General features: G+C 66.1%; 25 protein-coding genes and 1 riboswitch. Of the genes, 12 read left to right on the forward strand and 13 right to left on the reverse strand.

From position 1 onward, the window contains the following. Positions 1-9: 9 nt before the first annotated feature. The 5 genes from betB to Q9316_RS04925 form a co-directional block, all read right to left on the reverse strand. Positions 10-1,473: a betaine-aldehyde dehydrogenase gene (betB, locus tag Q9316_RS04905; RefSeq protein WP_306034115.1), complete on the reverse strand. Its 1,464-nt coding sequence runs from the start codon at positions 1,471-1,473 to the stop codon at positions 10-12. A 1-nt stretch (position 1,474) separates the two neighbouring features. Next, positions 1,475-3,004 carry a choline-sulfatase gene (betC, locus tag Q9316_RS04910; protein WP_306034116.1) on the reverse strand — a complete coding sequence of 510 codons (1,530 nt, stop codon included), beginning with the start codon at positions 3,002-3,004 and terminating at the stop codon, positions 1,475-1,477. Positions 3,005-3,215: 211 nt separating this feature from the next. Continuing rightward, positions 3,216-3,815: a transcriptional regulator BetI gene (gene betI / locus Q9316_RS04915; protein WP_306034117.1), complete on the reverse strand. Its 600-nt coding sequence runs from the start codon at positions 3,813-3,815 to the stop codon at positions 3,216-3,218. 91 nt (positions 3,816-3,906) lie between these two features. Continuing rightward, positions 3,907-4,257 carry a HepT-like ribonuclease domain-containing protein gene (locus Q9316_RS04920; protein WP_306034118.1) on the reverse strand — a complete coding sequence of 117 codons (351 nt, stop codon included), beginning with the start codon at positions 4,255-4,257 and terminating at the stop codon, positions 3,907-3,909. Further along, a complete protein-coding gene (locus tag Q9316_RS04925) occupies positions 4,257-4,553 on the reverse strand; it encodes a nucleotidyltransferase family protein (protein WP_306034119.1) in 297 nt (98 codons plus the stop codon). Before Q9316_RS04925 ends, Q9316_RS04920 begins: the two co-directional genes overlap by 1 nt. Positions 4,554-4,692: 139 nt before the next feature. Further along, positions 4,693-4,756: riboswitch (Fluoride riboswitch) on the forward strand. 101 nt (positions 4,757-4,857) lie between these two features. Here Q9316_RS04925 and crcB point away from each other — a divergent pair. The 4 genes from crcB (at position 4,858) to Q9316_RS04945 (ending at position 8,853) form a co-directional block, all read left to right on the forward strand. Continuing rightward, a complete protein-coding gene (gene crcB / locus Q9316_RS04930) occupies positions 4,858-5,247 on the forward strand; it encodes a fluoride efflux transporter CrcB (protein ID WP_306034120.1) in 390 nt (129 codons plus the stop codon). Next, complete coding sequence (locus Q9316_RS04935) at positions 5,244-5,681, forward strand: EamA family transporter (protein WP_306034121.1); 438 nt, start codon at positions 5,244-5,246, stop codon at positions 5,679-5,681. The genes crcB and Q9316_RS04935 overlap by 4 nt, the downstream gene beginning before the upstream one ends. Before the next feature lie 123 nt (positions 5,682-5,804). Beyond that, complete coding sequence (locus Q9316_RS04940) at positions 5,805-7,619, forward strand: GGDEF domain-containing protein (RefSeq protein ID WP_306034122.1); 1,815 nt, start codon at positions 5,805-5,807, stop codon at positions 7,617-7,619. Positions 7,620-7,851: 232 nt separating this feature from the next. Next, on the forward strand, positions 7,852-8,853 hold the full coding sequence (locus Q9316_RS04945) for an NAD(P)H-quinone oxidoreductase (RefSeq protein ID WP_306034123.1): 1,002 nt from the start codon (positions 7,852-7,854) through the stop codon (positions 8,851-8,853). 74 nt (positions 8,854-8,927) lie between these two features. Here the strand turns inward: Q9316_RS04945 and Q9316_RS04950 are convergent, their stop codons facing one another. The 3 genes from Q9316_RS04950 to Q9316_RS04960 all read right to left on the reverse strand — a co-directional run bounded on the left by Q9316_RS04950 (position 8,928) and on the right by Q9316_RS04960 (position 12,193). Next, positions 8,928-9,860, reverse strand: coding sequence for a GGDEF domain-containing protein (locus Q9316_RS04950; RefSeq protein ID WP_306034124.1), 933 nt, complete (start codon positions 9,858-9,860; stop codon positions 8,928-8,930). Between the two features lie 156 nt (positions 9,861-10,016). Further along, on the reverse strand, positions 10,017-11,453 hold the full coding sequence (locus Q9316_RS04955; RefSeq protein ID WP_306034125.1) for an MFS transporter: 1,437 nt from the start codon (positions 11,451-11,453) through the stop codon (positions 10,017-10,019). 281 nt (positions 11,454-11,734) lie between these two features. Continuing rightward, positions 11,735-12,193, reverse strand: coding sequence for a carboxymuconolactone decarboxylase family protein (locus Q9316_RS04960; protein WP_306034126.1), 459 nt, complete (start codon positions 12,191-12,193; stop codon positions 11,735-11,737). 108 nt (positions 12,194-12,301) lie between these two features. Between Q9316_RS04960 and Q9316_RS04965 the strand changes: the two genes are divergently transcribed. After that, positions 12,302-13,168, forward strand: coding sequence for a sigma-70 family RNA polymerase sigma factor (locus Q9316_RS04965; protein ID WP_306034127.1), 867 nt, complete (start codon positions 12,302-12,304; stop codon positions 13,166-13,168). Here Q9316_RS04965 and Q9316_RS04970 read toward each other — a convergent pair. Beyond that, positions 13,165-13,902: a DUF3750 domain-containing protein gene (locus Q9316_RS04970; protein ID WP_306034128.1), complete on the reverse strand. Its 738-nt coding sequence runs from the start codon at positions 13,900-13,902 to the stop codon at positions 13,165-13,167. The two genes, Q9316_RS04965 and Q9316_RS04970, sit on opposite strands and share 4 nt — an antisense overlap. An 81-nt stretch (positions 13,903-13,983) precedes the next feature. Between Q9316_RS04970 and Q9316_RS04975 the strand changes: the two genes are divergently transcribed. The 4 genes from Q9316_RS04975 to Q9316_RS04990 all read left to right on the forward strand — a co-directional run bounded on the left by Q9316_RS04975 (position 13,984) and on the right by Q9316_RS04990 (position 16,123). After that, the gene (locus Q9316_RS04975; RefSeq protein WP_306035215.1) at positions 13,984-14,991 is read left to right on the forward strand and encodes an asparaginase; all 1,008 of its coding nucleotides are present in this window, start codon (positions 13,984-13,986) and stop codon (positions 14,989-14,991) included. A 36-nt stretch (positions 14,992-15,027) separates the two neighbouring features. Beyond that, a complete protein-coding gene (locus Q9316_RS04980) occupies positions 15,028-15,312 on the forward strand; it encodes a type II toxin-antitoxin system RelE/ParE family toxin (RefSeq protein WP_306034129.1) in 285 nt (94 codons plus the stop codon). Further along, on the forward strand, positions 15,284-15,607 hold the full coding sequence (locus Q9316_RS04985) for a HigA family addiction module antitoxin (RefSeq protein WP_306034130.1): 324 nt from the start codon (positions 15,284-15,286) through the stop codon (positions 15,605-15,607). The genes Q9316_RS04980 and Q9316_RS04985 overlap by 29 nt, the downstream gene beginning before the upstream one ends. Before the next feature lie 120 nt (positions 15,608-15,727). Continuing rightward, entirely contained in the window at positions 15,728-16,123 is a 396-nt protein-coding gene (locus Q9316_RS04990) for a VOC family protein (protein ID WP_306034131.1), read from the forward strand. A gap of 192 nt (positions 16,124-16,315) precedes the next feature. On the opposite strand, the gene Q9316_RS04995 is transcribed toward Q9316_RS04990, so the two are convergent. From Q9316_RS04995 to Q9316_RS05005, 3 genes are all read right to left on the reverse strand, one after another. Then, positions 16,316-17,053, reverse strand: coding sequence for a DUF4198 domain-containing protein (locus Q9316_RS04995; RefSeq protein WP_306034132.1), 738 nt, complete (start codon positions 17,051-17,053; stop codon positions 16,316-16,318). A gap of 102 nt (positions 17,054-17,155) precedes the next feature. Beyond that, positions 17,156-17,491: an MmcQ/YjbR family DNA-binding protein gene (locus tag Q9316_RS05000; protein WP_306034133.1), complete on the reverse strand. Its 336-nt coding sequence runs from the start codon at positions 17,489-17,491 to the stop codon at positions 17,156-17,158. 62 nt (positions 17,492-17,553) lie between these two features. Further along, complete coding sequence (locus Q9316_RS05005) at positions 17,554-17,757, reverse strand: hypothetical protein (RefSeq protein ID WP_306034134.1); 204 nt, start codon at positions 17,755-17,757, stop codon at positions 17,554-17,556. Between the two features lie 103 nt (positions 17,758-17,860). Between Q9316_RS05005 and Q9316_RS05010 the strand changes: the two genes are divergently transcribed. Next, a complete protein-coding gene (locus tag Q9316_RS05010) occupies positions 17,861-18,802 on the forward strand; it encodes a LysR substrate-binding domain-containing protein (protein ID WP_306034135.1) in 942 nt (313 codons plus the stop codon). On the opposite strand, the gene Q9316_RS05015 is transcribed toward Q9316_RS05010, so the two are convergent. Next, positions 18,762-19,421 carry a glutathione S-transferase family protein gene (locus Q9316_RS05015; RefSeq protein ID WP_306034136.1) on the reverse strand — a complete coding sequence of 220 codons (660 nt, stop codon included), beginning with the start codon at positions 19,419-19,421 and terminating at the stop codon, positions 18,762-18,764. The two genes, Q9316_RS05010 and Q9316_RS05015, sit on opposite strands and share 41 nt — an antisense overlap. Positions 19,422-19,672: 251 nt before the next feature. Between Q9316_RS05015 and Q9316_RS05020 the strand changes: the two genes are divergently transcribed. Further along, a complete protein-coding gene (locus Q9316_RS05020; RefSeq protein WP_306034137.1) occupies positions 19,673-20,056 on the forward strand; it encodes a hypothetical protein in 384 nt (127 codons plus the stop codon). A gap of 70 nt (positions 20,057-20,126) precedes the next feature. Then, positions 20,127-21,506, forward strand: coding sequence for a PepSY-associated TM helix domain-containing protein (locus Q9316_RS05025; RefSeq protein WP_371877990.1), 1,380 nt, complete (start codon positions 20,127-20,129; stop codon positions 21,504-21,506). Positions 21,507-21,526: the final 20 nt, after the last annotated feature.

Here is a 21,526-nt window from a genome sequence, read left to right on the forward strand (position 1 = left end):
ACCATCAAATCAATACGGCGCCTCGACCTTGCCCATCGAGACATAGACCGTCTTCAGCTCGGAATAGTGCTCCAGCGCGGCCAGCGAGTTCTCCCGCCCGAAACCGGATTGCTTGGAGCCGCCGAAGGGGATTTCGACCGGGGCGAGGTTGTAGGCGTTGATCCACAGCGTGCCGGCTTCAAGCTGGTCGACGACGCGGTGCGCGCGGGTGAGGTCGGAGGTGAAGACGCCGCCGGAAAGGCCGAATTCCGTGGCGTTGCCGCGTTCGATCACCTCGTCCTCGTGGTCGAAGTCGAGCACGCACATGACCGGCCCGAAAATCTCCTCGCGCGCGATGGTCATGCCGTCGGTGACGTCGGCGAACACGGTCGGCTGGATGTAGTAGCCGTCGCCCGAAACGTCGTTAGGGATTCCGCCTCCGGTCAAAAGCGTCGCGCCCTCGGCCTTGCCCTTCTCGATATAGTCGAGAACCTTGTCGCGCTGCACCTTCGAGACCATCGGCCCGAGCTGCGTCGCCTCGTCCATCGGATCGCCGATCAGGATCTTCTCCGTGCGCTCCTTGAGGCGGGACAGGAACCTGTCCTTGATGCCCTTCTGCACGAAGACGCGCGTGCCGTTCGAGCAGACTTGTCCCGTCGAATAGAAATTGCCGAGCATCGCCCCGCCGATGGCGCTTTCGAGGTCGGCGTCGTCGAAGACGATGAGCGGCGACTTGCCGCCGAGTTCCATCGTCACATGCTTGAGGTCGGAAGCGGCGGCGCCCGCCACCTGCTTGCCCGTCGGCACGGAGCCGGTCAGCGAGACCTTGGCGACGTCAGGATGGTTGACGAGCAGCGGTCCGGTCGTCCGGTCGCCCTGGATGACGTTGTAGAGGCCCTTCGGCAGGCCGGCTTCGATCAGGATTTCCGCGATCTTCAGCGCGCCGAGCGGCGTGTTCTCCGAGGGCTTGAAGACCATGGCATTGCCGCAGACCAGCGCCGGCGCGCCCTTCCAGCAGGCGATCTGCTGCGGGTAGTTCCACGCCCCGATGCCGACGCAGACCCCGAGCGGCACGCGCTTGGTGAAGGCGAAGTCCTGGCCGAGCGGGATATAGTCGCCGTTGAGGCCGGCTGCCGCGATGCCGCCGAAGAATTCGAAGGCGTCCGCGCCGGAGGTCGGGTCGGCGACGATGGTCTCCTGGATCGGCTTGCCGGTATCGAGCGTTTCAAGCTCGGAAAGCTCGCGGTTCCTCTCGCGCATGATCTCGGCGGCGCGTTTCAGGATGCGCCCGCGCGCCGTCGGGCTCATTGCCGCCCATTCCTTCTGCGCCCGCTTGGCGGAGGCGATGGCCTTTTCCACGATGGCGGGCGTTGCGGCGTGCAGCCTGGCGATCACCTCCCCAGTGGCGGGGTAGAGGCTTTCGAAGGGCGTGCCGGCGGCATCCTCGACATACTCGCCGTCGATGAAGTGCGAGGCTTTAGGTTGGGCTCTCATCTTATTCTCCCCGCGGATAGCGTTTGGATTCCTCGAGATTGTCGAGGTTCATGTGGTTGCGCATGTAGCGTTCGGACGCCTTCTGCAGCGGCTGGTGGTCCCAGGGGTAATAGGCACCGTTGCGCAGTGCCTCGTAGACCACCCAGCGCCGTGCCTGGCTTTCGCGCACGGCTTCGTCGAAGGCGGCCATGTCCCAGCGCGCCTCGCGCATCTGCCGGAAGGCCTCCAGGGTCGCCTTGATAACAGGGTTTTCCGAGGCGGCGAGATTGCTGAGCTCCAGCGGATCGGCCTCGAGGTCGTAGAGCTGTTCCGGGTCGAGCGCGCAATGGATGTACTTCCACTTGCCCTCGCGGATGCCGACGAGCGGCGCATAGGAGGCTTCCGCCGCATATTCCATCAGCACCGGCGCGATGCGCTCGCCGCCGTTGATGACCGGCAGGAGGCTTTCGCCGTCCGTCCAGGGCATCACCTCGTCCATGGAGATGCCGGCAAGGTCGCAGAGCGTCGGCGTCACGTCGAGATTGGAGGTCGGCGCGAGATGCAGGCCGGGCGTGACGCCCGGACCCGCTATCATCAGTGGCACGCGGGCCGAACCCTCGAAGAAGTTCATCTTGAACCACAGGCCGCGCTCGCCGAGCATGTCGCCGTGGTCCGAGCAGAACAGGACCAGCGTGTCGTCCAGCATGCGCGTGCGCGCCAGCGTGTCGACGAGTTCGCCGACCTTCTCGTCGAGATAGGAGATGTTGGCGAAATAGGCCTGGCGCGAGCGGCGCACGTCCTCGCCGCTGATCGCGAAGCTGGCATAATCGCAGGAATGCAGGATGCGGGCGGAATGCGGGTCCTGTTCCTCCAGCATGCCGACCTCCGGCATCAGGTGCTCGCAGTCCTCGTAGAGGTCCCAGAACTTTCGGCGCGCCACATAGGGATCGTGCGGATGGGTGAACGAGACCGTGAGGCACCAGGGACGGCGGTACTGGTCGTCGTTTTCCCGCGAGAGCTGGTAGAGCTTCTGGTTCGCGAGGAAGGCGACCTCGTCGTCATATTCCATCTGGTTGGTGATCTCGGCGACGCCCGCGCCCGTCACCGAACCCATATTGTGATACCACCAGTCGATGCGCTCGCCCGGCTTGCGGTAATCCGGCGTCCAGCCGAAATCCGCCGGATAGATGTCGGTGGTCAGCCGCTCCTCGAAACCGTGCAGCTGGTCCGGCCCGACGAAGTGCATTTTCCCTGACAGTGCCGTGTAGTAGCCGGCGCGGCGCAGGTGATGCGCGAAGGTCGGGATGGAGGAGACATATTCCGCCGCATTGTCGTAGACCCTCGTTCGGCTCGGCAGCTGCCCGGCCATGAAGGAGGCGCGGGCCGGCGCGCAGAGCGGCGAGGAGGTGTAGTTGTTGCGGAACCGCGCCGAGCGCGCCGCGAGCGCCTTCATGTGCGGCGCATGCAGGAAGTCCGCCGGCCCGTCCGGGAAGAGCTTCCCGTTGAGCTGGTCGACCATGATGATCAGGATGTTCGGCTTGCTGGCGGTCACGGGCGGGTCCTTGAAATGGCGCTGTTGAAATGTGGGGCCGTACCCCCCTCTGCCCTGCCGGGCATCTCCCCCTCATGGGGGGAGATCGAATCGAGGCGACGCCGCGCTCCGCGTTGTCGGTGCAAGTGAAGAGATGCCATTGCGCCAAGCCGATCTCCCTCCTTGAGGGGGAGATGCCCGGCAGGGCAGAGGGGGGTGCCGCGGGCTCCGGTCATTTCCCCACCTCCGCCGCGCAGGCCCGCAATTGCGCATCGACATAGCTTTCCGTCAGCGCGATGGACGATTCGATGCTGACGGGCGCGGACTTCAGCCCCTGCCGCAGGTAGAGCCCGTCGATCATAGCCGCCGCGCCGTCGGCGATCTCCACGGCGCGCGTCGCCGGGCAGAGCTGCCTGAGGCTCGCCAGCAGGTTGGAATTGAGCCGCCGCGCATAGACGACGAGCAGGCGCCGCACCGCCTCCGAGCGCTGGGCTTCCGAATAGAAGGCGAGCCAGGCGGCGACGGTTTCCGGCGCGAACTGGTGTGCCTGGAAATTGACGCGGATGATCGCCGAGAGTTTTTCGCGCGGCGTCGCGGCCGCCTTCAGCGCCGCCACCGCATCCTGGCGTAACTGGCGCAGCAGGCTGCGGATCGTCTCGATGACGAGCTGTTCCTTGGAGCCGAAATAATGGTGCGCAAGGGCAGGGGAAACGCCGGCATGGCGGGCGATCTCCGACATGGTGACCGTCAGCGAGCCGTGATCGCCGACCGCCCTCAGCGTCGCGTCCACCAGCGCCTTGCGGCGCACCGGCTCCATCCCAACCTTCGGCATCCCGTTCCCCTAGTTTTCGGCAAGCGTATTTTTAATTGAGTGATCAATCAATAAAAATTTATTGCGACGGACAATAGCCTTTCTGGCGGCTCTATTCGTCGGGGAGAGCCGCCTTGATGGCTTCGACAGCGGACTTGAGCGGGCTCAGGTTTTCCGTCACGACCGCCCAGACCACGTCGTCCGCGATCCTGTGGTACTCGTGACAAAGGATGTTGCCGATGCCGCGGATCTGCTTCCACGGCACATCTGGTGCAAGGGGCAGCAATTCGTCGGGAATGTGCCGGGATGCCTCCGAGACGATTTCCAGCGCACGCTGGGTCGCGAGACGCAACAGCCAGTCCTGTTTGAAGTCGGCGAGGGACTTGCCGGCAGTATGGGCCTCGATGCCGCCGATGGCGTCGAGGATTTCAGCGAGGACAGGCCCGACTTTGCGTCCGGTCATCAGAAAACGCGGACCGCCGATTGTTCTATGTCGTCGCGGAGCATCGGATGCAGGCTGCTCCGCGTGGTCACGTCCACTGCGACGGAAAGGTTTTCCTCCAGGAACTGCTTTATGCCGATGAGGTCGATGAGGGAAAATCGCGCGGCCGGATCGTAATCGATGAAAAGGTCGAGATCGCTCGAAGCGAGGGCTTCGTCGCGCGCCGTGGAGCCGAACAGATATAGCGCCGTGGCGCCCATGCCCTTGACGGCATCGGCGTGCTGGCGAAGTTTCCGGACGGCATCGATCCTGTTCATGGCGATATCCTACAGCATCCGGCATCATCCATCCATATCCCACCGTCCGACGCGCTGACTGCCGCCGCCAGCTCGTCTCCATCCTCGAACGGCGCCGCAGAGCCGTTTGACAGGTGCCGTGCCAGCGCCTAGAAATCCACCGTGGGATGGGGATGGAGCTCCCCGACAACTGCCGTTCACCGGCTGATAGCTCCTGCCAGACCGGCCAGCGATGGCCGTCGACGGCGGGAGCGTGTTTGGCGACCGCCCGAGGGCGGTTTTTTGTTGTCCGGAAACCGGAACGCTGAACTTGAGGGCAACAGACATGAACTATCTGATCGTCTTTCTCGGTGCGGGCGTCGGCGGGGCCGGCCGGCATGGGGTGAACGTGCTGGCGGCGCGCCTGTTCGGCACGGCTTTTCCCGCCGGAACGCTCGTCGTCAACGTGCTCGGCTGCCTGCTGATGGGGCTGATCGCCGGCTTCTTCGCCTTTCGCGGGCACCTGCCGCAGGAGGCGCGGCTTTTCCTGGCGACCGGCATTCTCGGCGGCTTCACCACCTTTTCCGCCTTCTCGCTCGATGCGGCGCTGCTCTGGGAGCGCGGCGAGGCGGGGCTGGCGGCGCTTTATGTCGGGGCGTCCGTGATCTTGTCGCTCCTCGCCGTGGCGGCCGGGCTGACGCTGTCGCGCCTGATGCTCGCGGGAGGTGCAGCGTGAAGGCGCTCCTGACCTCCTGGCAGGCCTGGGCGCTCGGCTCGGCCATCTTCGCCGCGCTCACCGCGATCTTCGCCAAGATCGGCATCACCGGCGTCAATTCCGACTTCGCGACCTTCGTGCGCACCGTCGTCATCCTTCTCGTCATCGCCCTCATGCTGACGCTTGCCGGCAATTGGCAGGCGCCCGGTTCCGTGCCGGCGAAGAGCTGGATCTTCCTCGTTCTGTCGGGTCTGGCGACCGGCGCGTCCTGGCTCTGCTATTTCCGCGCCCTGCAGATCGGCAAGGCCTCGCAGGTCGCGCCCGTCGACAAGCTGAGCGTCGTGTTCGTCGCGGTCTTCGCCGTGCTCGTGCTCGGCGAGCAGCTTTCGGCCGCCCATTGGATCGCGGTTTTAATGATCGGCGGCGGCGCCTTGCTGCTGGCGCTTCCCATATGAGCGAAATCTTTTTCAACTCCTTGTAGTTGTTACGGTTTCATGAAATTGTCATACTAGGGAAACCGTTTCTTCAGGGATCGGGGTGGACACTTCGCGGCAACTGTCCACGCCCCGGAGCCTCAAATGTCCGCCGCCGAATTGCTTGCCCTCAGACGTTTCGGCGACGGCGAGATCGTCACCCTCGCCAAGCTGGTCATCGAGACGGCCTTCCAGCCGATCGTGGAGGCGGCGACCGGCGCGGTGTTCGGCTACGAGTCGCTGATGCGTGGCTTCGATCGGCTCGGCTTCCGCTCGCCGCTCGATCTCATCGACAGGGCGCACGAGGCCGGCCAGCTCCTGGCGCTGGAGCACATGGTCAACAGCCGCGCCATCGCCGCCTTCGCGGCCCTGCCGGATTTCCGCTCGCGCACGCTTTTCGTCAATCTCGATTCGCGCCTCGTGCCCGATGGCGCCGATCTCGTCGAGCGGCTGGCGGGGCACCTTGCCCGCGCCGGCATCCCGGCCTCCTCGATCTGCTTCGAGATTTCCGAGCGCTTCGACAACGATACGCTGCCCGACTTCGCCGCGCTGGTGCGCAAGCTGCGCCTTGCCGGCTTCAAGCTCGCGATCGACGATTTCGGCGTCGGCCACAACGGCCTGAAACTGCTGTGCGACCACCCGGTCGATTATCTCAAGATCGACCGCCACTTCATCTCCGGCATGGAGGCGGACGCCCGCAAGCGCCATCTGGTGCGCAACACGGTCAACGCCGCCCATGTGCTCGGCATCCGCGTCATCGCTGAGGGCGTCGAGAACGAGGCGGAGTTCATCGCCTGCCGCGAGGCGGGCTGCGATCTCGTGCAGGGCTGGTTCGTCTCCCGCCCGGTCACGGATTTCTCCGCGCTGAGCCCGGTCTATGCACAGGTCGCCCGCGCCGGCGGCACGCGCCGCTCATCGCAGACCCTCGACAGCATCCTCATCCGCCGCGAGATCGAGCAGGTCGCGGTGCTGCGCGAGAACGAGAGCCTGGAATCGGTCTTCGAGTTCTTCCGCCGCGATCCCAAGCGCACCTTCTTCCCGGTGCTCAACGCCAATGACGAACCGCGCGGCATCCTGCACGAATATCATGTGAAGGAACTGAGCTATCACCCGTTCGGCCGCGATCTGCTGAAGAACAAGCTCTACCAGAAGAGCCTGTCGCACTTCGTCACCACCGCGCCGATCGCCGATCTCGACACGCCGGCCGAACAGCTCCTCGACGTCTTCACCGGCATGGGCGGCAACGAATGCGTGATCCTGACGGAGAACCTGCGCTATGCCGGCATCCTGTCCGCCTCCTCGCTGCTGAAGATCATCAACGAGAAGCGGCTGAAGACGGCGGAGGACCAGAACCCGCTGACCGGCCTTCCCGGCAACCGCTCGATCCGCGACTACCTGCAGGACAAGGCGCTCGACGGCGACCAGCTCCGGTGCCTGTGCTATTTCGACTTCGACAATTTCAAGCCGTTCAACGATCACTACGGCTTCCACAAGGGCGATCTCGCCCTCTCACTGTTCGCTTCGCTGATGCGCCGCGAATTCATCGGCGAGGACATGTTCATCGGCCATGTCGGCGGCGACGATTTCTTCGCCGGCGTTTCCGGCCGGCCGGTGGAGGCGGTGCGGGAGATCCTGGAACGCCTGCTGGCCGATTTCAGCCGCGAGGTGCGCTCGCTCTATTCGCCGGAGGACCGGCTGGCGGGCGAGATCCGCGGCCGCGACCGCGCCGGCCATGCGACGAGCTTTCCATTGATGCGCTGCTCGGCCGTGGTGCTGGTCGTGCCGGAGGGCGAGGTGATCGGCGAGGCCGGGCAGATCAGCAGCCGGATCGCCGCCCTGAAGGCGGACGCCAAGGGCAGCGACGGCGGGCTTGTCCTGTCCTCGGCATCGTCGGGCGTGCAGCAGGGGACGGCGCACTGAACGGATCGGTCGACTTTCCGCCCCTCTTCGTGACAGGCCCGGAAAAATCCATTTTCAGGCCGGCCTGATCCAATTCCTGCAGGCCACTGGTATTGCAGCGCTTTTGGCTGAATAAAGCGGTTTCCCCGGCTATTGCACCGGTTCAAGGGACGGCCGGAAGCGATTCAAAAGATTCGCGCTTTCGGCTAGAGTCGGGTCAAAGCCATGCATCGAACACGCGGGGAGCCAAGCCATGCCAGTGCCATCGTCCATGTCCTATGTCGGGCTCACCGAACACGGCGGCCCGCACAATCTGGTGGTGATGGAAGAGCACACGCCGCATCCGGCAAGCGGCGAGATCCTCGTGCGCGTCGCGGCGGCGGGCATCAACCGGCCGGACGTGCTGCAGCGCAAGGGCGACTACCCGCCGCCGCCCGATGCCAGCCCCATCCTCGGCCTGGAGATCGCCGGCGAGGTCGTGGCGCTCGGCGAGGGCGTCACCGCCTATAGGGTGGGAGATCAGGTCTGCGCGCTCGCCAATGGCGGCGGCTATGCGCAGTATTGCGCGGTGCCGGCGACCCAGGCGCTGCCCTTCCCGAGCGGCTACGACGCGGTGAAGGCGGCGGCGCTGCCGGAAACCTTCTTCACCGTCTGGGCCAACCTCTTCATGATGGCGGGCCTGAAGCCGGGCGAAAGCGTGCTTGTCCACGGCGGATCGAGCGGCATCGGCACGACGGCGATTCAGCTTGCCGCCGCCTTCGGCGCGCGCGTCTTCACGACGGCCGGAACGGCGGAGAAGTGCGAGGCCTGCCTTTCCCTCGGCGCCAGCCGCGCCATCAACTACCGCAGCGAGGACTTCTGCGCCGTCATCGCCGAGGAGACCGGCAAGGCTGGCGTCGACGTCATCCTCGACATGATCGGCGCGGCCTATTTCGAGCGGAACCTGAAATCGCTTTCCCGCGACGGGCGTCTGTCGATCATCGCCTTCCTTGGCGGCGCCTTCGCGGAGAAGATCAACCTGGCGCCCATCCTGCAAAAGCGCCTGCACCTGATGGGGTCGGCCATGCGCCCGCGCACCGCGTCCGAAAAGCAGGCGATCCGCGACGAGCTCCTGGAAAAGGTCTGGCCGCTGCTGGCGGAGGGGCGCATCGCGCCGGTCATCCACGCCGTCATGCCCTATACGCAGGCCGCCGCCGGCCACCGCATGATGGAGCATGGCGACCATATCGGGAAGATCGTGCTGACCTTCGATTGAGGCTCCCGCCCCTTGTAGGAACAAGGGGTTGAGGCCTGGCGATGAATCAGTTTCGCAAAATGCCCGGCGCGCGGTCAGTCCGCCTGCTCGATGCGGTCGCGGCCGAGGTGCTTTGCGCGGTAGAGCGCGCGGTCGGCCCGCTGGAAGAGGTCTTCCATTGCGTTGCCGCAATATTCCGCGACGCCGGCCGACATGGTGTAGGCGCAGCCGAGCCCGGCGGCGGTCTCCACGCGCGAAATGTGCTGGCGCAGCCGCTCGGCGGCGCTCGCCGCCTCGTTGATGCCGGTGCCGGGCATCAGCACCAGGAACTCTTCCCCGCCGATGCGCGCGAAGATATCGCTGCCGCGCAATTGCTGCCGGCCGGAGGCCGCGAAATGGCGCAGCACGTCGTCACCCTTGGCATGGCCGTAGCGGTCGTTGATCGCCTTGAAATGATCGAGGTCGACCAGCACCAGCGAAAGCTGCGTGCAGTCGTGGAAGGCGACCTGCATCTCCACGTCCAGCCGCTCCATCGCCGCGCGGCGGTTGAGCAGGCCCGTCAGCGGATCGGTATCGGCGGCAAGCTGGGCGGCATCGCGGGCAAGCTGCAGCACGCGCTCGTTGGATTTCAGCAGGGTTATGTCGGTGAAGACGTGCCACAGCCAGTTGCCGGGCAGCAGCGTCTCGTTCACCAGGAACCAGCGGTCGTCGTGCATGTCGATTTCGAAGGTGCGCTGCGGGCTGCTGCGCCGTCTCGCCTGCGCCATCGCCAGGAAGTCCTCGATCGGCGCCGCCATCCTCGGTCCGACGCTCGCCGCATGGCAATGGCGCATGATGTCGGCGAAGGTCTGTGCGTCGGCCTGCACGTCGAACAGCGCCTTGAAGGCCGTGGAACCGTAGGAAAGCTCGTCGTCGGGCGAAAACAGCGCGAAGGCGACGCCGGAGGCGTCGAGCCCGGAAAGGATGAGGTCCGTGGTGACGCGGTCCCGGATGAGCGCGAGCGGCAGGATCGCGTCGACAGGCGCCATGCCGCTTTCGTCCGACCAGCTATGACCGCCGTTTCGTCTCACCCGCCATGTTCCTCCACAGACAGAATCACCGGACATCGCGCCGACGATAGGTGTCCTTTGTGGCAGAAGGAGGCATGGTCGCAATCGAGACGGCCGGTTGCCGTTAACAGATCCTTAATCCGCCGGCGCCGCTTTTTCAGGGGGAAGCGTGACGGCGAGCAGGATCGCGAGCGCCGCCGGAAGGGCGAGAACGGCGTAGAGCCAGCGCGCCGCCGTCACGGCGCCCTCGGTGCCGCCCGGCTGCAAAAGACCGGTCGAATTGACGATGATGCCCGCAAGGGCCGCCCCGAAGGCCGCGCCCAGCGCCTGCATGGTGGTGATCGCCGCCGAGGCCTTGTCCGTCTCGCCTGATGGCGCCAGGTGCAGCACATGCGTGACGAGATGCGCCCAGCCCATGCCGATGCCGAAGCCCATCAGGAAGATGAAGACGGTGGCGAGCGTAAGAAGCATCAGGTCGCCGGCCGGATTGTGCCTTGCAAGCGTGAAGACGAGGAGGGCGGTCGCCAGGGCCTCCAGCGCCGCGCCGGCAATGATGACCCGGTTGGCGCGCCGCCCCTTGAGGCCGGCGGTTGAGAAGGCTGCCGCCGTCCAGCCGAGCGCCAGCAGCGCCACGAGATAGCCGGAGACGAGCGGCGTCACGCCATGCAGCACCTGCAGGAAATAGGGGATGTAGACATCCGAGCAGACGGTGACCAGCAGCATCAGCATGATGAGGTAGACGCGGGCGAGCGGCGAGGCGAGGCTGATCGTGCCGGCCGGCAGCAGCCGCGCCTCCGCCCGCCGCTCGATGGCGATGGTGACGACGACGCCGATGACGGCGGCGGCAGCCAGCGCCGCGCGCAGGGCCGGGGCCGTCACCGAGCTTGCGAAGGAGAGCATGACGACGGCGGCGACGAGCAGCACGATCTGGACGAACGGCGTCTTCGTCGTCACCCGCTCGCCTTCGCCTGATGGCAGAAGCTTCGGCGCGGAGACGGCCATGAGGATGGAGAGCGGGATGAGCAACGCGAAGGCCTCGCGCCAGTCGCTGCCGGCCGCGAAGATGCCGCCGATCGTCGGCCCGAGGAAGGTGGCGATGCCCCAGGCCGCCGCATAGAGCGTCGAGGCCGTGCTCCACAGCGGCTGCGGATAGACGAAGCGGATGAAGGCATAGCCGAGCGCGACGAGGAAGCCCGCGCCGAGCCCCTGGATCGCCCGGCCGATGAGCACCGTCTCCATTGTCGGCGCGATGGCGCAGACGAGGCTGCCGATGCCGAAAAGCACTGCGCCGAAGACATAGCAGCGGTTGAGCGTCACGCCCTCCGGCCGCACGGCGACGAAGGTGGATCCGAGCACGGAGGCCGCGACATAGATCGTCGTCGCCCAGGCGAAGAGCGACAGGCCGCCGATGTCGCGCACGATCGAGGGCATCAGCGTCGCGGTGATGTAGGTCTCCACCGCATGCAGCATGATGCCGCCGCCGAGCATCAGCGTCCCGAACAGGTAGGCGCGGGAGAACAGGCTGGAAAGCCGCGGTGCGGCCTCCTTGGGGGTGATGACGCTCTCGGACATGGAAATCGGCCTTGATATGCAAAAAATATGGGCAACAGACGTCGCACGGCACTGGAACGACTGCAAGCCATGACTTTTCGCGAGGTTCGAAGGAGTGGAAGATCGTTGATGGACAGGGCCTTGGGCCCGAACAAAGGTGTGGCGGCGCAATCCCCCTCATCCGACCCTTCGGGCCACCTTCTCCCCCGAGGGAGAAGGGGACGACCGCGGGCGCCGCATTTCCCTTCTCCCCTCGGGGGAGAAGGTGCCGGCAGGCGGATGAGGGGGGTGCCACCCCAGCCTTACGGGGTCCATTCCCCCGCAACCTGCCGGGTCGCGACGTTGAAGCGGTTCCAGACGTTAATGGCCGCGATCTCCACGACGAGGGCGGCGAGCGCCTTTTCGTCATAGTGGCGGGCCGCCTCGTTCCAGATCGCGTCCGGAACCGGCTCCTCGCGGTCGGCGATGCGCGTCAGCGCTTCGGTCAGCGCCAGCGCGGCGCGCTCCGCATCGGTGTAGAACGGCGCCTCGCGCCAGGCGGCGACGGAGAGGATGCGCCGGTCGGTCTCGCCGGCCTTCTTCATGATGCGCGGGTGAAGGTCGACGCAGAAGCCGCAGCCGTTGATCTGGCTTGCGCGAAGATGCACGAGATGGGCGGTCTTTTCCGGCAGCTCCGTCTTCTGCGCGGCGCCCTGGAGCGCCCGCATGGCGGCCATGACATCGGGGAGGACGGCGACGATATTGTTCATACGGGATTGCATTTTTTGGCTCCTTGCCTTGATTTTCGCTTCGACGCTTGCGAGCCCTGTCACACCGGTGCGGCTTCGTTCGTCATGGCCTTGACGCCGCTGGACGAAGGAGTGTGACCGATGGGCGAAAAAAATATCCTGACCGACCGTTTCGAGGCCGAGCGCGGGCGCCTCAGCGCCGTCGCCTTCCGCATGCTGGGCTCGCGGGCGGAGGCGGAGGATGCGGTGCAGGAGGCCTGGCTGCGGCTGGAGCGGGCGGGCGGCGACGGCATCGACAATCCCGCGGGCTGGCTCACCACCGTCGTCGGCCGCATCTGCCTCGACATGCTGCGCGCCCGCACGAAGCGCCGCGAGGACCCGATCGACGGGGAGGAGGGCGAGGCGCAGCATGCCGATCCGGCCGCAGGCGCCGACGAACAGGCGGCGCTCGCCGACTCGGTCGGCCTTGCGCTTCTCGTCGTGCTGGAGCGCCTGGCGCCGGCCGAACGCCTCGCCTTCGTGCTGCACGACATGTTCGACGTGCCCTTCGAGGAGATCGGCCGCATCGTCGATCGCTCGCCGGTCGCCGCGCGCCAGCTTGCGAGCCGCGCCCGCCGCCGGGTGCAGGGCCTGCCGGAAACGCCGTCGGCGGACTACCACCGCCGCAAGGGCGTCGTCGCGGCCTTCCTCGCCGCCTCGCGCGACGGCGATTTTGCGGGGCTGCTCGCCGTGCTCGATCCCGACGTCGCCTTCCATGCGGATGCCGACGCCGTGCGGCTCGGCTCGCTCGCCGAAATTCATGGAGCGCAGGCCGTCGCCACCAACTTCAAGGGCAAGGCGACCGCCGCGAAGCTCGCGCTCATCGACGGCGCGTTCGGCCTCGCTGTCATCCTCGGCGGCCAGCTCAGGGTCGTCGTGCGCATGGAAGTGGAGGGCGAGCGGATCGTCGGGATCGAATCGATCGCCGACCCGGCCCGCATCGCTGCCTTCGAGGTGGAATACCTCTAGATGCCGATGCGCCCGATGGCGGGTATCTTGATCGCCGGCCGTGCCAGGTCCACGCCGGCGACGAGCCCCATGACGTGCAGCTCGATGCCGCTGCGCAGGCCGGCCGAAACGCCGAGGAGCCCGTAGAGCGTCGCATGCACGTCCTTTCCGTCGGGATCGACCGCGAACAGCCTGCCCTCCGGCAGGTAGTCGCGGCCGACCGCATCCGGCGGCAGCACGACGCCGAGCTCCGGCACGGAGCGCAGCACATGGGCGACGAAGGTGTTGGAGTTCGGCCCCGGCCAGATGCGGTAGCCGCCGGGCTTGGAATAGGGATAGGCGGCGATCGCCTTCTCGATCTTCGGGATCAGCCGCGCCGCTTCGTCGCCGCTGACGCTCACCACCACGCGCGGCGTGTTGGAATACCAGTAGGCATCGGGCGCATAGCCGTTCTTGCGCACCGGCGTGCCCCAGCCGACCTTGTCGTAGCGGTTGTAGGTCGCGGCATTGGCCTCCTTGGTGACGATCCAGGCGTGGCTCGCCACCGCGCCCTTCATGCCGCCCGTCGCGGCGGAGAAGATGTGGATCGTCGCCTGCGGCGTCTCCCCGGCCTTCGGCAGGATGCCGGCGGATTTCCAGTTGGCCTCCCGCCAGCTCTGCGGCCGGTCCTTGATGTACCAGTAGCCGGCCGAGGCGAGTGCCGGCATGAGGTAGATCGCGAGAAAGAGGACGAGGACGTTCCTCAGCAATTTCATGGCCGGCTCCGAAACCGAGTGTGCACAGGCGAGGTTTTCGGATAATACCGCAGCGGAAATCGGATATTTGAGGGCATGATCATGGCAAACCCGGTCCTTGTTGAAGTCACGCGCGGCAATCTCGTCGAAAGCCGTCATCGCGGCATGGTCGTCGCGGTGGATGGCGATGGCAAGGTGGTGTTCTCGCAGGGCGATATCGAGGCAGGCGTCTTCCCCCGCTCGGCCTGCAAGGCCATGCAGGGTCTGCCGCTCGTCGAAAGCGGCGCGGCGGATGCCTACGGCTTCGGCGACAAGGAATTGGCGCTCGCCTGTTCCTCCCACAATGGCGAGCCTGAGCACGCCCGCCTTGCCGGCGCCATGCTCGCGGCGGCCGGCGTCGATGAAAGCGTGCTTGAATGCGGCGCGCACTGGTCCTTCGAGCAGCCGGTGCTGATCGGTCAGGCCCGCGGCCTCGACCACCCGACGGCGCTTCACAACAATTGCTCGGGCAAGCATGCCGGCTTCGTCTGCGCCGCCTGCCACACAGGCAAGGATCTGAAGGGTTACGTGCGCTACGAGCACCCCGTCCAGGCGGAAATCCGCGGCGTCATGGAAAGCCTGACGGGCGCGGCGCTCGCCACCGACAATTGCGGCGTCGACGGCTGCTCCATCCCGACCTATGCCATGCCGCTGAAGAGCCTCGCCCACGGCTTTGCGAAAATGGCGACGGGCACCGGCCTTGCCCCCGTACGCGCGAACGCCGCGCGCCGCCTCATCGAGGCCTGCATGGCCGAACCCTTCTACGTCGCCGGCACGAAGCGCGCCTGCACCCGCCTCATGCAGACCGCTCCCGGCCGTATCTTCGCCAAGACCGGCGCCGAGGGCGTCTTCTGCGCCGCCATCCCGGAAAAGGGCATCGCGATCGCGCTGAAATGCGAGGACGGCACCACCCGCGCCGCCGAAAGCATGGTCGCAGCCACGCTAGCCCGCTTCTTCACGGACGAACCGGAAGTGAGCGCCGCCCTGATGGCCCAGGCCAACCGCTCCATGTCCAACTGGAACGGCATCCACGTCGGCGACATCCGCGTGACGAACGCCTTCGCCGCCTGATTTGACGCCCTATGACGTCATGCGCTATGATGGCGCATGATCAAGAGCTTCGCCGACCGGGAGACCGAATCGATCTGGTCTGGCCGTCGAAGCCGGCGCCTTCCGGCCGATATGCAGGCCATCGCCTTGCGCAAGCTGCGCATGCTGCATGCCGCACAGACGGTGACGGACCTGCGCGTGCCGCCCGGCAACCGGCTGGAGCTCTTGAAGGGAAATCTGGCCGGACTCTATTCCATCCGGATCAATGACCAGTGGCGTATCTGTTTCGGCTGGTCGCAAGGAGATGCCGTCGATGTCCGCATCCTCGACTACCATGACTGAAGCCGGCCTGCTGCCCAATCCGCATCCCGGCGACATTCTGCTGGAAGAATTCCTCCAGCCGATGGAAATGAGCCAGAACGCGCTTGCCCGCGCGGTCCATGTCCCGCCGCGTCGCATCAACGAGATCGTTCTCGGCAAGCGGCAGGTGACCGCGGACACGGATCTGCGGCTTACCCGCTATTTCGGCCTGTCGGAAGGCTACTTCCTGCGCCTTCAGGCCGAATTCGACCTGATGCAGAAGCGCCGCGAGATCGGGCGCGATCTCGAGCGCATCGTCCCGCGCGACGCCGCCTGATCAGTGCCGGGCGGCGCGGCAGATTTTTTCGCACACCTTGTCGGGAAGGCAGAATCCGTTACGTCCTTGTGGCATGACGGGGTCGAGGCCCCGTTTCAAAAACCAATCAGGAGGACTTCCATGCGCATGATCTTCGTCAACCTTCCCGTCAAGGACCTGCCGGCCACCCGCCGCTTCTTCAATGCACTCGGCTTTTCCTTCAACGAGGATTTCAGCGACGAGACCGCCGCCTGCATGGTGGTGGACGAGAACATCTTCGTCATGCACCTGACGGAGGAAAAGTTCCGTCAGTTCGTGACGGGCGAGGTGGGCGATCCGGAAAAGGCGACGCAGGTGCTGACCTGCCTGTCGGCCTCGAGCCGCCAGGAGGTCGACGACGTCAAGGCCAAGGCACTCGCCGCGGGCGGGCGCGAATGGAAGCCGAACATGGAATTCGGCCCGATGTACGGCTGCTCCTTCCAGGACATCAACGGCAATGTCTGGGAGTTCATGCATATGGACCAGTCGGGCGGCTGAAGGGCGACCGAAGGCCCTCTCTGCCTGCCGGCATCTCCCCCACAAGGGGGGAGAACGCAAGGCGCTCGCTCTTCCCTCCATTTTTCACGCCGAGAGTGCTGCACGTTAAGTCCCTCCCCCTTGTGGGGAGGGGTCTTTAATCATTGGCAATAGGCCACCTGCCGGAAGAAGCTGCCGGCAGGTGCTACTGCATCAATCGTCGTGGCTGTGCGCCTCGGCGACGAAGCTCAGCGTCGCGGTATAGCCGATCTTGTCAGCCTTCGGGTCGTTTTCCAGCGGCACGCTGTGATCGGCCGCCAGCACGTTGAGCCCGTCATTGCGGATCGTCACCACCACTTCGCCGTCCGCGTCCGTCGGATCGCTCTTCAGCGAGGCCTGGTTCACATAGTCGAGCGTCACGACCGCGCCGGCGAGCGGCTTGCCGTCGTAGAGCAGGCGCAGGCGGATCGGATCGCCCGCCTTGCGGCCGACAGGGTTGTCTAGCGGAACGATCTGCAGGTCCTGCTTCGGGAAGGCGGGCAGGGCGTCGTGCACATGGAGGAGGGAAAGGCTGTTCTTGATGTAGTGGCCGGTCTCCTTGGCGTCGGCGACCTTGTCTTTCGGCTCGTTCACCCATTTGCCGTCAGCCTTCTCCGTCCAGTAGCCGTTGTCGAAGGTGAGCGCGATGGCGGCCGGCTCGCCCTCGGGCTTCAGGATCGCGTGTTTGTTGCGGCTGTCGATGGCCGCGGGGCTCGCCGTGCCGTCCTCGGCAATGGCGACGGCCTCCTTGATGCGGGCCGGGTCATAGGCATCGTCGCCGGCGCCGTGGCCGTAGACGACGCCGAGTTCGCCCCAGCGTTCGGCGACCCACGCGCCATGCGCGCCGGCCGTCGCGGGAAGGGAAAGGGCGAGCGCGAGCGCGCCCGAAACAGCCATGATCTGTCTCAGCATTCTGGTCTCCGATTTAGTAATGTTATTACGTTACGAAAATCGGTCTAGCCTTCCGCCGGGAGGGCTGTCAAGCGTCGACGGGCAAAAGAAGAAGGGGAAGGGTCAGGCGCGCAGCTTGCGGATTTTCGCGGGTGCCCTGGCGGTCCAGGCATCGTCGAGCCGCTGGCGCAGCTCCGTGTCGTCGATTTCAGCGGCGCGCACGAGCAGCGCGGGCCAGCCCCGGTAGTGATCCGTCTCGTAGTAGATCGCCGGCGCCATCTCGATCAGGCGCTCCTTCTCGTCCAGCGGCGCCATCAGCACCAGCGTGTCCGCGTCCTTGATGCGCATGAGGAGCTTTCCGGCGACCTTCAGCGCCGGCGTGCCGTAGGAGGTGCCGGTCTCGGTGCCCGGCAGGTCGCCTGCGAGGCGCAGGAGCCGCCAGCAGCGGGTCGTCGTCATCAGGCATGAAAAAACCTCCCCGGTGAAGCTTACACCGGGGAGGCCAGGACTGCGAGGGAGGATCACGCAGGATGGCAGGCGTGCGGCCGGGTTTCGGCAGCGGGGGGTTGCGGGCGGAAGAGGCCGAAGGGAAGGTCGCCGAGCGAACGGGAATCCATCGTCCTGATATCGGGATGGGATAGCGGGTCGCGCACCCAGACGGGAGCCTCCGCAGCGTCGATCTCGGTTTTCAGGGCTTCGGCAACTCTGGAGAAAATCTTGAACATTGCCTTCTCCTTTCATTTCGTTACCATTGTTGATGCCCGATAATCGCGCCAAAGTGCCGTTCCGGCAATCGAGTAGTTCGAGACGAGACTATAGAAAAGCTATATGAAGAACCTCAACCGCGTTCATCTCAACGGCCTTCGCGCGCTGGAGGCGGTGGGGCGGCTCGGCTCGCTGCAGGCCGCCGCCGGGGAACTGGGCGTGACGGTCGGCGCCGTCAGCCAGCAGGTCATCAAGGCGGAGGAGCAGCTCGGCCGGGCGATCTTCGAGCGCACGGCGCGCGGCCTTAAGGAAACGGCCTTCGGCGCGCCGTTCCTCGCCCGCCTGTCCGCCGCCTTCCGCCAGCTTTCCGAGGCGGTCGCCACCACCCAGCGCCGCGACGACGCGATCCTGACGATCTCCGTCGCGCCGATCTTCGCCTCCCGCTGGCTGATCCACCGCATCGACCGATTCAGCGCGGCCCACCCGGATATCAGCCTGCGTATCGAGGCGACGATGACGCTGGTCGATCTTGCGCGCTCGGATGTCGACCTCTGCATCCGCGTCGGGCCGGGCGGCTGGCCGGATGTGGCGACGGAGTTCCTGATACCGCAGGTCGTGTTCCCGGTCTGCGCGCCGGCGCTTGCGGAAGGGATCAGGACGCCGCAGGACCTCGCCGCCCAGCCGGCGGTCATCGACGGCAACGATCCGTTCACCTGGGAGCGCTGGTTGAAGGCGGCGGGCTTCGACGTGCCGGCGCCGAAGGCACGACACGTCTTTTCCGATGCCTCGCTCTGCCTCGATGCGGCGCTGGCGGGGCAGGGCGTGCTGCTCGGCTATCCGGTACTCGCCTCCTGGGCGCTGAAGGAGGGGCGCCTCGTCGCGCCGTTCCCCATCCGGGTGGAAACCGGCATGGGCTATTATTTCGTGACGGCCCCGGGCATGCCGGAGCCGCGCAAGGTCTCGCTCTTCAAGCGGTGGCTGCGGGCAGCCATCGCCGAGGACGAGGACGGTTTTGCCGGGGCGGTCATTCCAGCTCGGTCTGCCGCGCCGCCATCATCGCCTTGAAGGCCGGGCGCGACTGGCAGGCCTCGAGCCAGGCCTTGACGTTGGGCGCCTCGTCGAAAAGCTGCGGCTGGCTCATCGCATAGCGGAACACTTCCGCAAGGTTGAGGTCCGCCACCGTGAACCGGTCGCCGACGACATGGCCGGTCGCGGCAAGGTGCATGTCGAGCCGCTTGAAACAGGCCTTCAGCGCCTTCGCCGCGCCGCGGATGGCAAGGCGTCCCTGTTCGCTCTCGGCCGCGTTCGTATCCAGCGTCAGGATGATCTTGACGGCATGCGGCTCCACCTCGGTCGCCGCCCACATCGTCCATTGCAGCATTTCCGCCTCTTCCGTCACCGTCCGGCCGGAAAGCGGGCCGCCATGCTTGCGGGCGAGGTAGAGGTTGATGGCGAGCGATTCCGTCATCACGAAGCCGCCGTCGTCGATGCAGGGAATGAGGCCGGTCGGGTTCACCGCAAGGAAATCCGGCGACTTCGTGTTGAGCGGCGCGTCGCTCGCCTGCGGATCGTCGAGGCGGCGCGCCTGGATGACCGGGACCGAGGCGAAGGGCAGGCCGAGTTCGCCGGCAAGCCAGTAGTTGCGCGAGGCACGGGAGCGGTAGACGCCGTAGATGGTGAGCATGGATCCTCCAGGGGTGCCCGCAAGAGTGCGGGCTTGCGTAAGAACAAACAGCCGCGGCCGTTTCTGCGCTAGAAGAAAGGCGAAACGGCATGGGCATGGCCGGCACCATAGGCGGCGCCCGGGTCCCGCGGTAGGGTGTGCGCCTGATCGATCCATGAATTGTCGTGATGGCGGGTCTGCTTGTCGCATTGACCTTCTGCCGGCACGAGACTAATGGCGATGGGTCCGCATCTGGCGGACGGGGACGGACGATGACACGAGGCATGACACGATGGGGCTGCTGCCTGCGTATTCTGTGCGCGGTCGCCCTGCTGTTCGTCGGCTTCGCCCACCAGCCCGCCTCCGCCGCAGAGCCCAGCGCCATCGAGCTTGCCCAATATGTGCTGCCCGACGGCACCATGCCGGACCTCTGCCTCAACGACCATGTCGACGGCAAGGTCAAGCATGTCATGCCCGGCAAGTGCGAGGCCTGCCGCATCGCCGGCGCCATGCTGATGCCGCAGCCGGCCGATCTTGCCGGCGCCCTGCTCGCCTTCCGCGATATTTCCGCCCTTCCGCTCGCCGAAGAGGCGCTGCATTCGAAGCGCGAGCGCCCCGGCGCGCCGCCGCGCGCACCGCCCCTCCTGTCCGCCTGATCTTCGCCCGCACGCCGCCCAGCCGCCGTGCGCCTGAATTTCCAGCCTGACAGGACCCCCGATGTCCGTAATTTCCGATGCGCCGGCCATTGCCGCCGCCGAACCTTCCGCGCTCGCCCAGCGCCTCTACCGCGCCATCTGGCGCTGGCATTTCTTCGCCGGCCTTCTGGCCGTGCCCTTCATGATCAGCCTTGCCGTCACCGGCGGGCTCTACCTCTTCAACGACGAGATCGACGCCAGCCTCTTCCGCTACCGCAATTACGTGACCGTCGGTGGCACGGAGCTCTCGCCCTCGGCCATCGCCGAAAGGGCGGTCGCCGCGGTGCCGGGTTCTACGCTTTCGTCCTATCGCACGCCCGCCGGCGCGGACCGCTCCGCACGGGTCACGGTGGCGACCGAGGCCGGCAAGGTGCTCGTCTTCGTCGATCCCCATGACGGCGCCGTGCTCGATACGGTCGCGGCGACGGAAGAGTTCAACCAGGTCGTCGAGGACCTGCACAGCCTCGATTATTTCGGCACCTCCTGGGAGCGCATCATCGAGGTCGTCGCCGGCTTTGCCATCGTGCTGGTGCTGACGGGCGTCTATCTCTGGTGGCCGCGCAGCCAGACGGGCGGTGTCCTCAGCGTGCGCGGCACGCCGGCCCGGCGCGTCTTCTGGCGCGATCTCCATGCCGTCACCGGCATCTTCGCCAGCGTCGTTATCCTGTTCCTCGCCTTCAGCGGCCTGCTCTGGTCCGGCTTCTGGGGCGCCAAGGTCAATGCCACGCTGACGGCGAACGGCATGGGCTATCCGGTCCAACTCTGGGACAGCGTCCCGCAATCCATGCTGATCACCACGGACGTCCTGTCCAAGCCGTCGTGGCTGATGGAAAACGCCCCGGTGCCGCAGTCCACCCTCTTGGCCGGCGGCCAGCAGGCGCTGCCGCCGATCGGCCTCGACAATGCGGTAACCATCGCCGATGCCGCCGGCATGCTGCCCGGCTACGAGATGTCGCCGCCCTCGGGCGAAACCGGCGTCTACACCGCCGCGATCTACCCGGCCGACCTGCAATATGAGCGGACCATCCATATCGACCAGTATTCCGGCGAGCGCCTGGTGGATATCGCCTATGGCGACTATCCGGCGACCGGCAAGGCGATCGAATGGAGCATCAACATCCACAAGGGCCAGGAATGGGGAATGTTCAACCAGCTTCTCATGCTCTCCACCTGCCTCGTCGTCATCGCGATGAGCGTTTCGGGCGTCGTCATGTGGTGGAAGCGCCGGCCGAAGGGCCGCATCGGCGTGCCGCCGGCCCCGCGCGAGACGCGCATCTATGCCGGTCTCTGGGGCATCGCCGTGGTGTTCGGCGTGCTTTTCCCGCTGACGGGCCTCACCATCCTCGCCATGATCCTCCTCGATCAGGCCGTCATCCGCACCGTGCCGCCGCTGCGGCGCCTCTTTTCGTGATCAGAAAGCCAGAAAGGAAA

This window comes from Shinella zoogloeoides, from assembly GCF_030733845.1.
Classification (GTDB): domain Bacteria; phylum Pseudomonadota; class Alphaproteobacteria; order Rhizobiales; family Rhizobiaceae; genus Shinella; species Shinella zoogloeoides_C.

Bases quoted from the DNA above. Each gene is read 5' to 3' on its own strand.
- betB (WP_306034115.1), bottom strand. From the start codon at position 1,473: ATGAGAGCCCAACCTAAAGCCTCGCACTTCATCGACGGCGAGTATGTC.
- betI (WP_306034117.1), bottom strand. From the start codon at position 3,815: ATGCCGAAGGTTGGGATGGAGCCGGTGCGCCGCAAGGCGCTGGTGGAC.
- Q9316_RS04920 (WP_306034118.1), bottom strand. From the start codon at position 4,257: ATGACCGGACGCAAAGTCGGGCCTGTCCTCGCTGAAATCCTCGACGCC.
- Q9316_RS04925 (WP_306034119.1), bottom strand. From the start codon at position 4,553: ATGAACAGGATCGATGCCGTCCGGAAACTTCGCCAGCACGCCGATGCC.
- crcB (WP_306034120.1), top strand. From the start codon at position 4,858: ATGAACTATCTGATCGTCTTTCTCGGTGCGGGCGTCGGCGGGGCCGGC.
- Q9316_RS04940 (WP_306034122.1), top strand. From the start codon at position 5,805: ATGTCCGCCGCCGAATTGCTTGCCCTCAGACGTTTCGGCGACGGCGAG.
- Q9316_RS04945 (WP_306034123.1), top strand. From the start codon at position 7,852: ATGCCAGTGCCATCGTCCATGTCCTATGTCGGGCTCACCGAACACGGC.
- Q9316_RS04950 (WP_306034124.1), bottom strand. From the start codon at position 9,860: ATGGCGCCTGTCGACGCGATCCTGCCGCTCGCGCTCATCCGGGACCGC.
- Q9316_RS04955 (WP_306034125.1), bottom strand. From the start codon at position 11,453: ATGTCCGAGAGCGTCATCACCCCCAAGGAGGCCGCACCGCGGCTTTCC.
- Q9316_RS04960 (WP_306034126.1), bottom strand. From the start codon at position 12,193: ATGCAATCCCGTATGAACAATATCGTCGCCGTCCTCCCCGATGTCATG.
- Q9316_RS04965 (WP_306034127.1), top strand. From the start codon at position 12,302: ATGGGCGAAAAAAATATCCTGACCGACCGTTTCGAGGCCGAGCGCGGG.
- Q9316_RS04970 (WP_306034128.1), bottom strand. From the start codon at position 13,902: ATGAAATTGCTGAGGAACGTCCTCGTCCTCTTTCTCGCGATCTACCTC.
- Q9316_RS04975 (WP_306035215.1), top strand. From the start codon at position 13,984: ATGGCAAACCCGGTCCTTGTTGAAGTCACGCGCGGCAATCTCGTCGAA.
- Q9316_RS04980 (WP_306034129.1), top strand. From the start codon at position 15,028: ATGATCAAGAGCTTCGCCGACCGGGAGACCGAATCGATCTGGTCTGGC.
- Q9316_RS04985 (WP_306034130.1), top strand. From the start codon at position 15,284: ATGTCCGCATCCTCGACTACCATGACTGAAGCCGGCCTGCTGCCCAAT.
- Q9316_RS04990 (WP_306034131.1), top strand. From the start codon at position 15,728: ATGCGCATGATCTTCGTCAACCTTCCCGTCAAGGACCTGCCGGCCACC.
- Q9316_RS04995 (WP_306034132.1), bottom strand. From the start codon at position 17,053: ATGCTGAGACAGATCATGGCTGTTTCGGGCGCGCTCGCGCTCGCCCTT.
- Q9316_RS05000 (WP_306034133.1), bottom strand. From the start codon at position 17,491: ATGACGACGACCCGCTGCTGGCGGCTCCTGCGCCTCGCAGGCGACCTG.
- Q9316_RS05005 (WP_306034134.1), bottom strand. From the start codon at position 17,757: ATGTTCAAGATTTTCTCCAGAGTTGCCGAAGCCCTGAAAACCGAGATC.
- Q9316_RS05010 (WP_306034135.1), top strand. From the start codon at position 17,861: ATGAAGAACCTCAACCGCGTTCATCTCAACGGCCTTCGCGCGCTGGAG.
- Q9316_RS05015 (WP_306034136.1), bottom strand. From the start codon at position 19,421: ATGCTCACCATCTACGGCGTCTACCGCTCCCGTGCCTCGCGCAACTAC.
- Q9316_RS05020 (WP_306034137.1), top strand. From the start codon at position 19,673: ATGACACGAGGCATGACACGATGGGGCTGCTGCCTGCGTATTCTGTGC.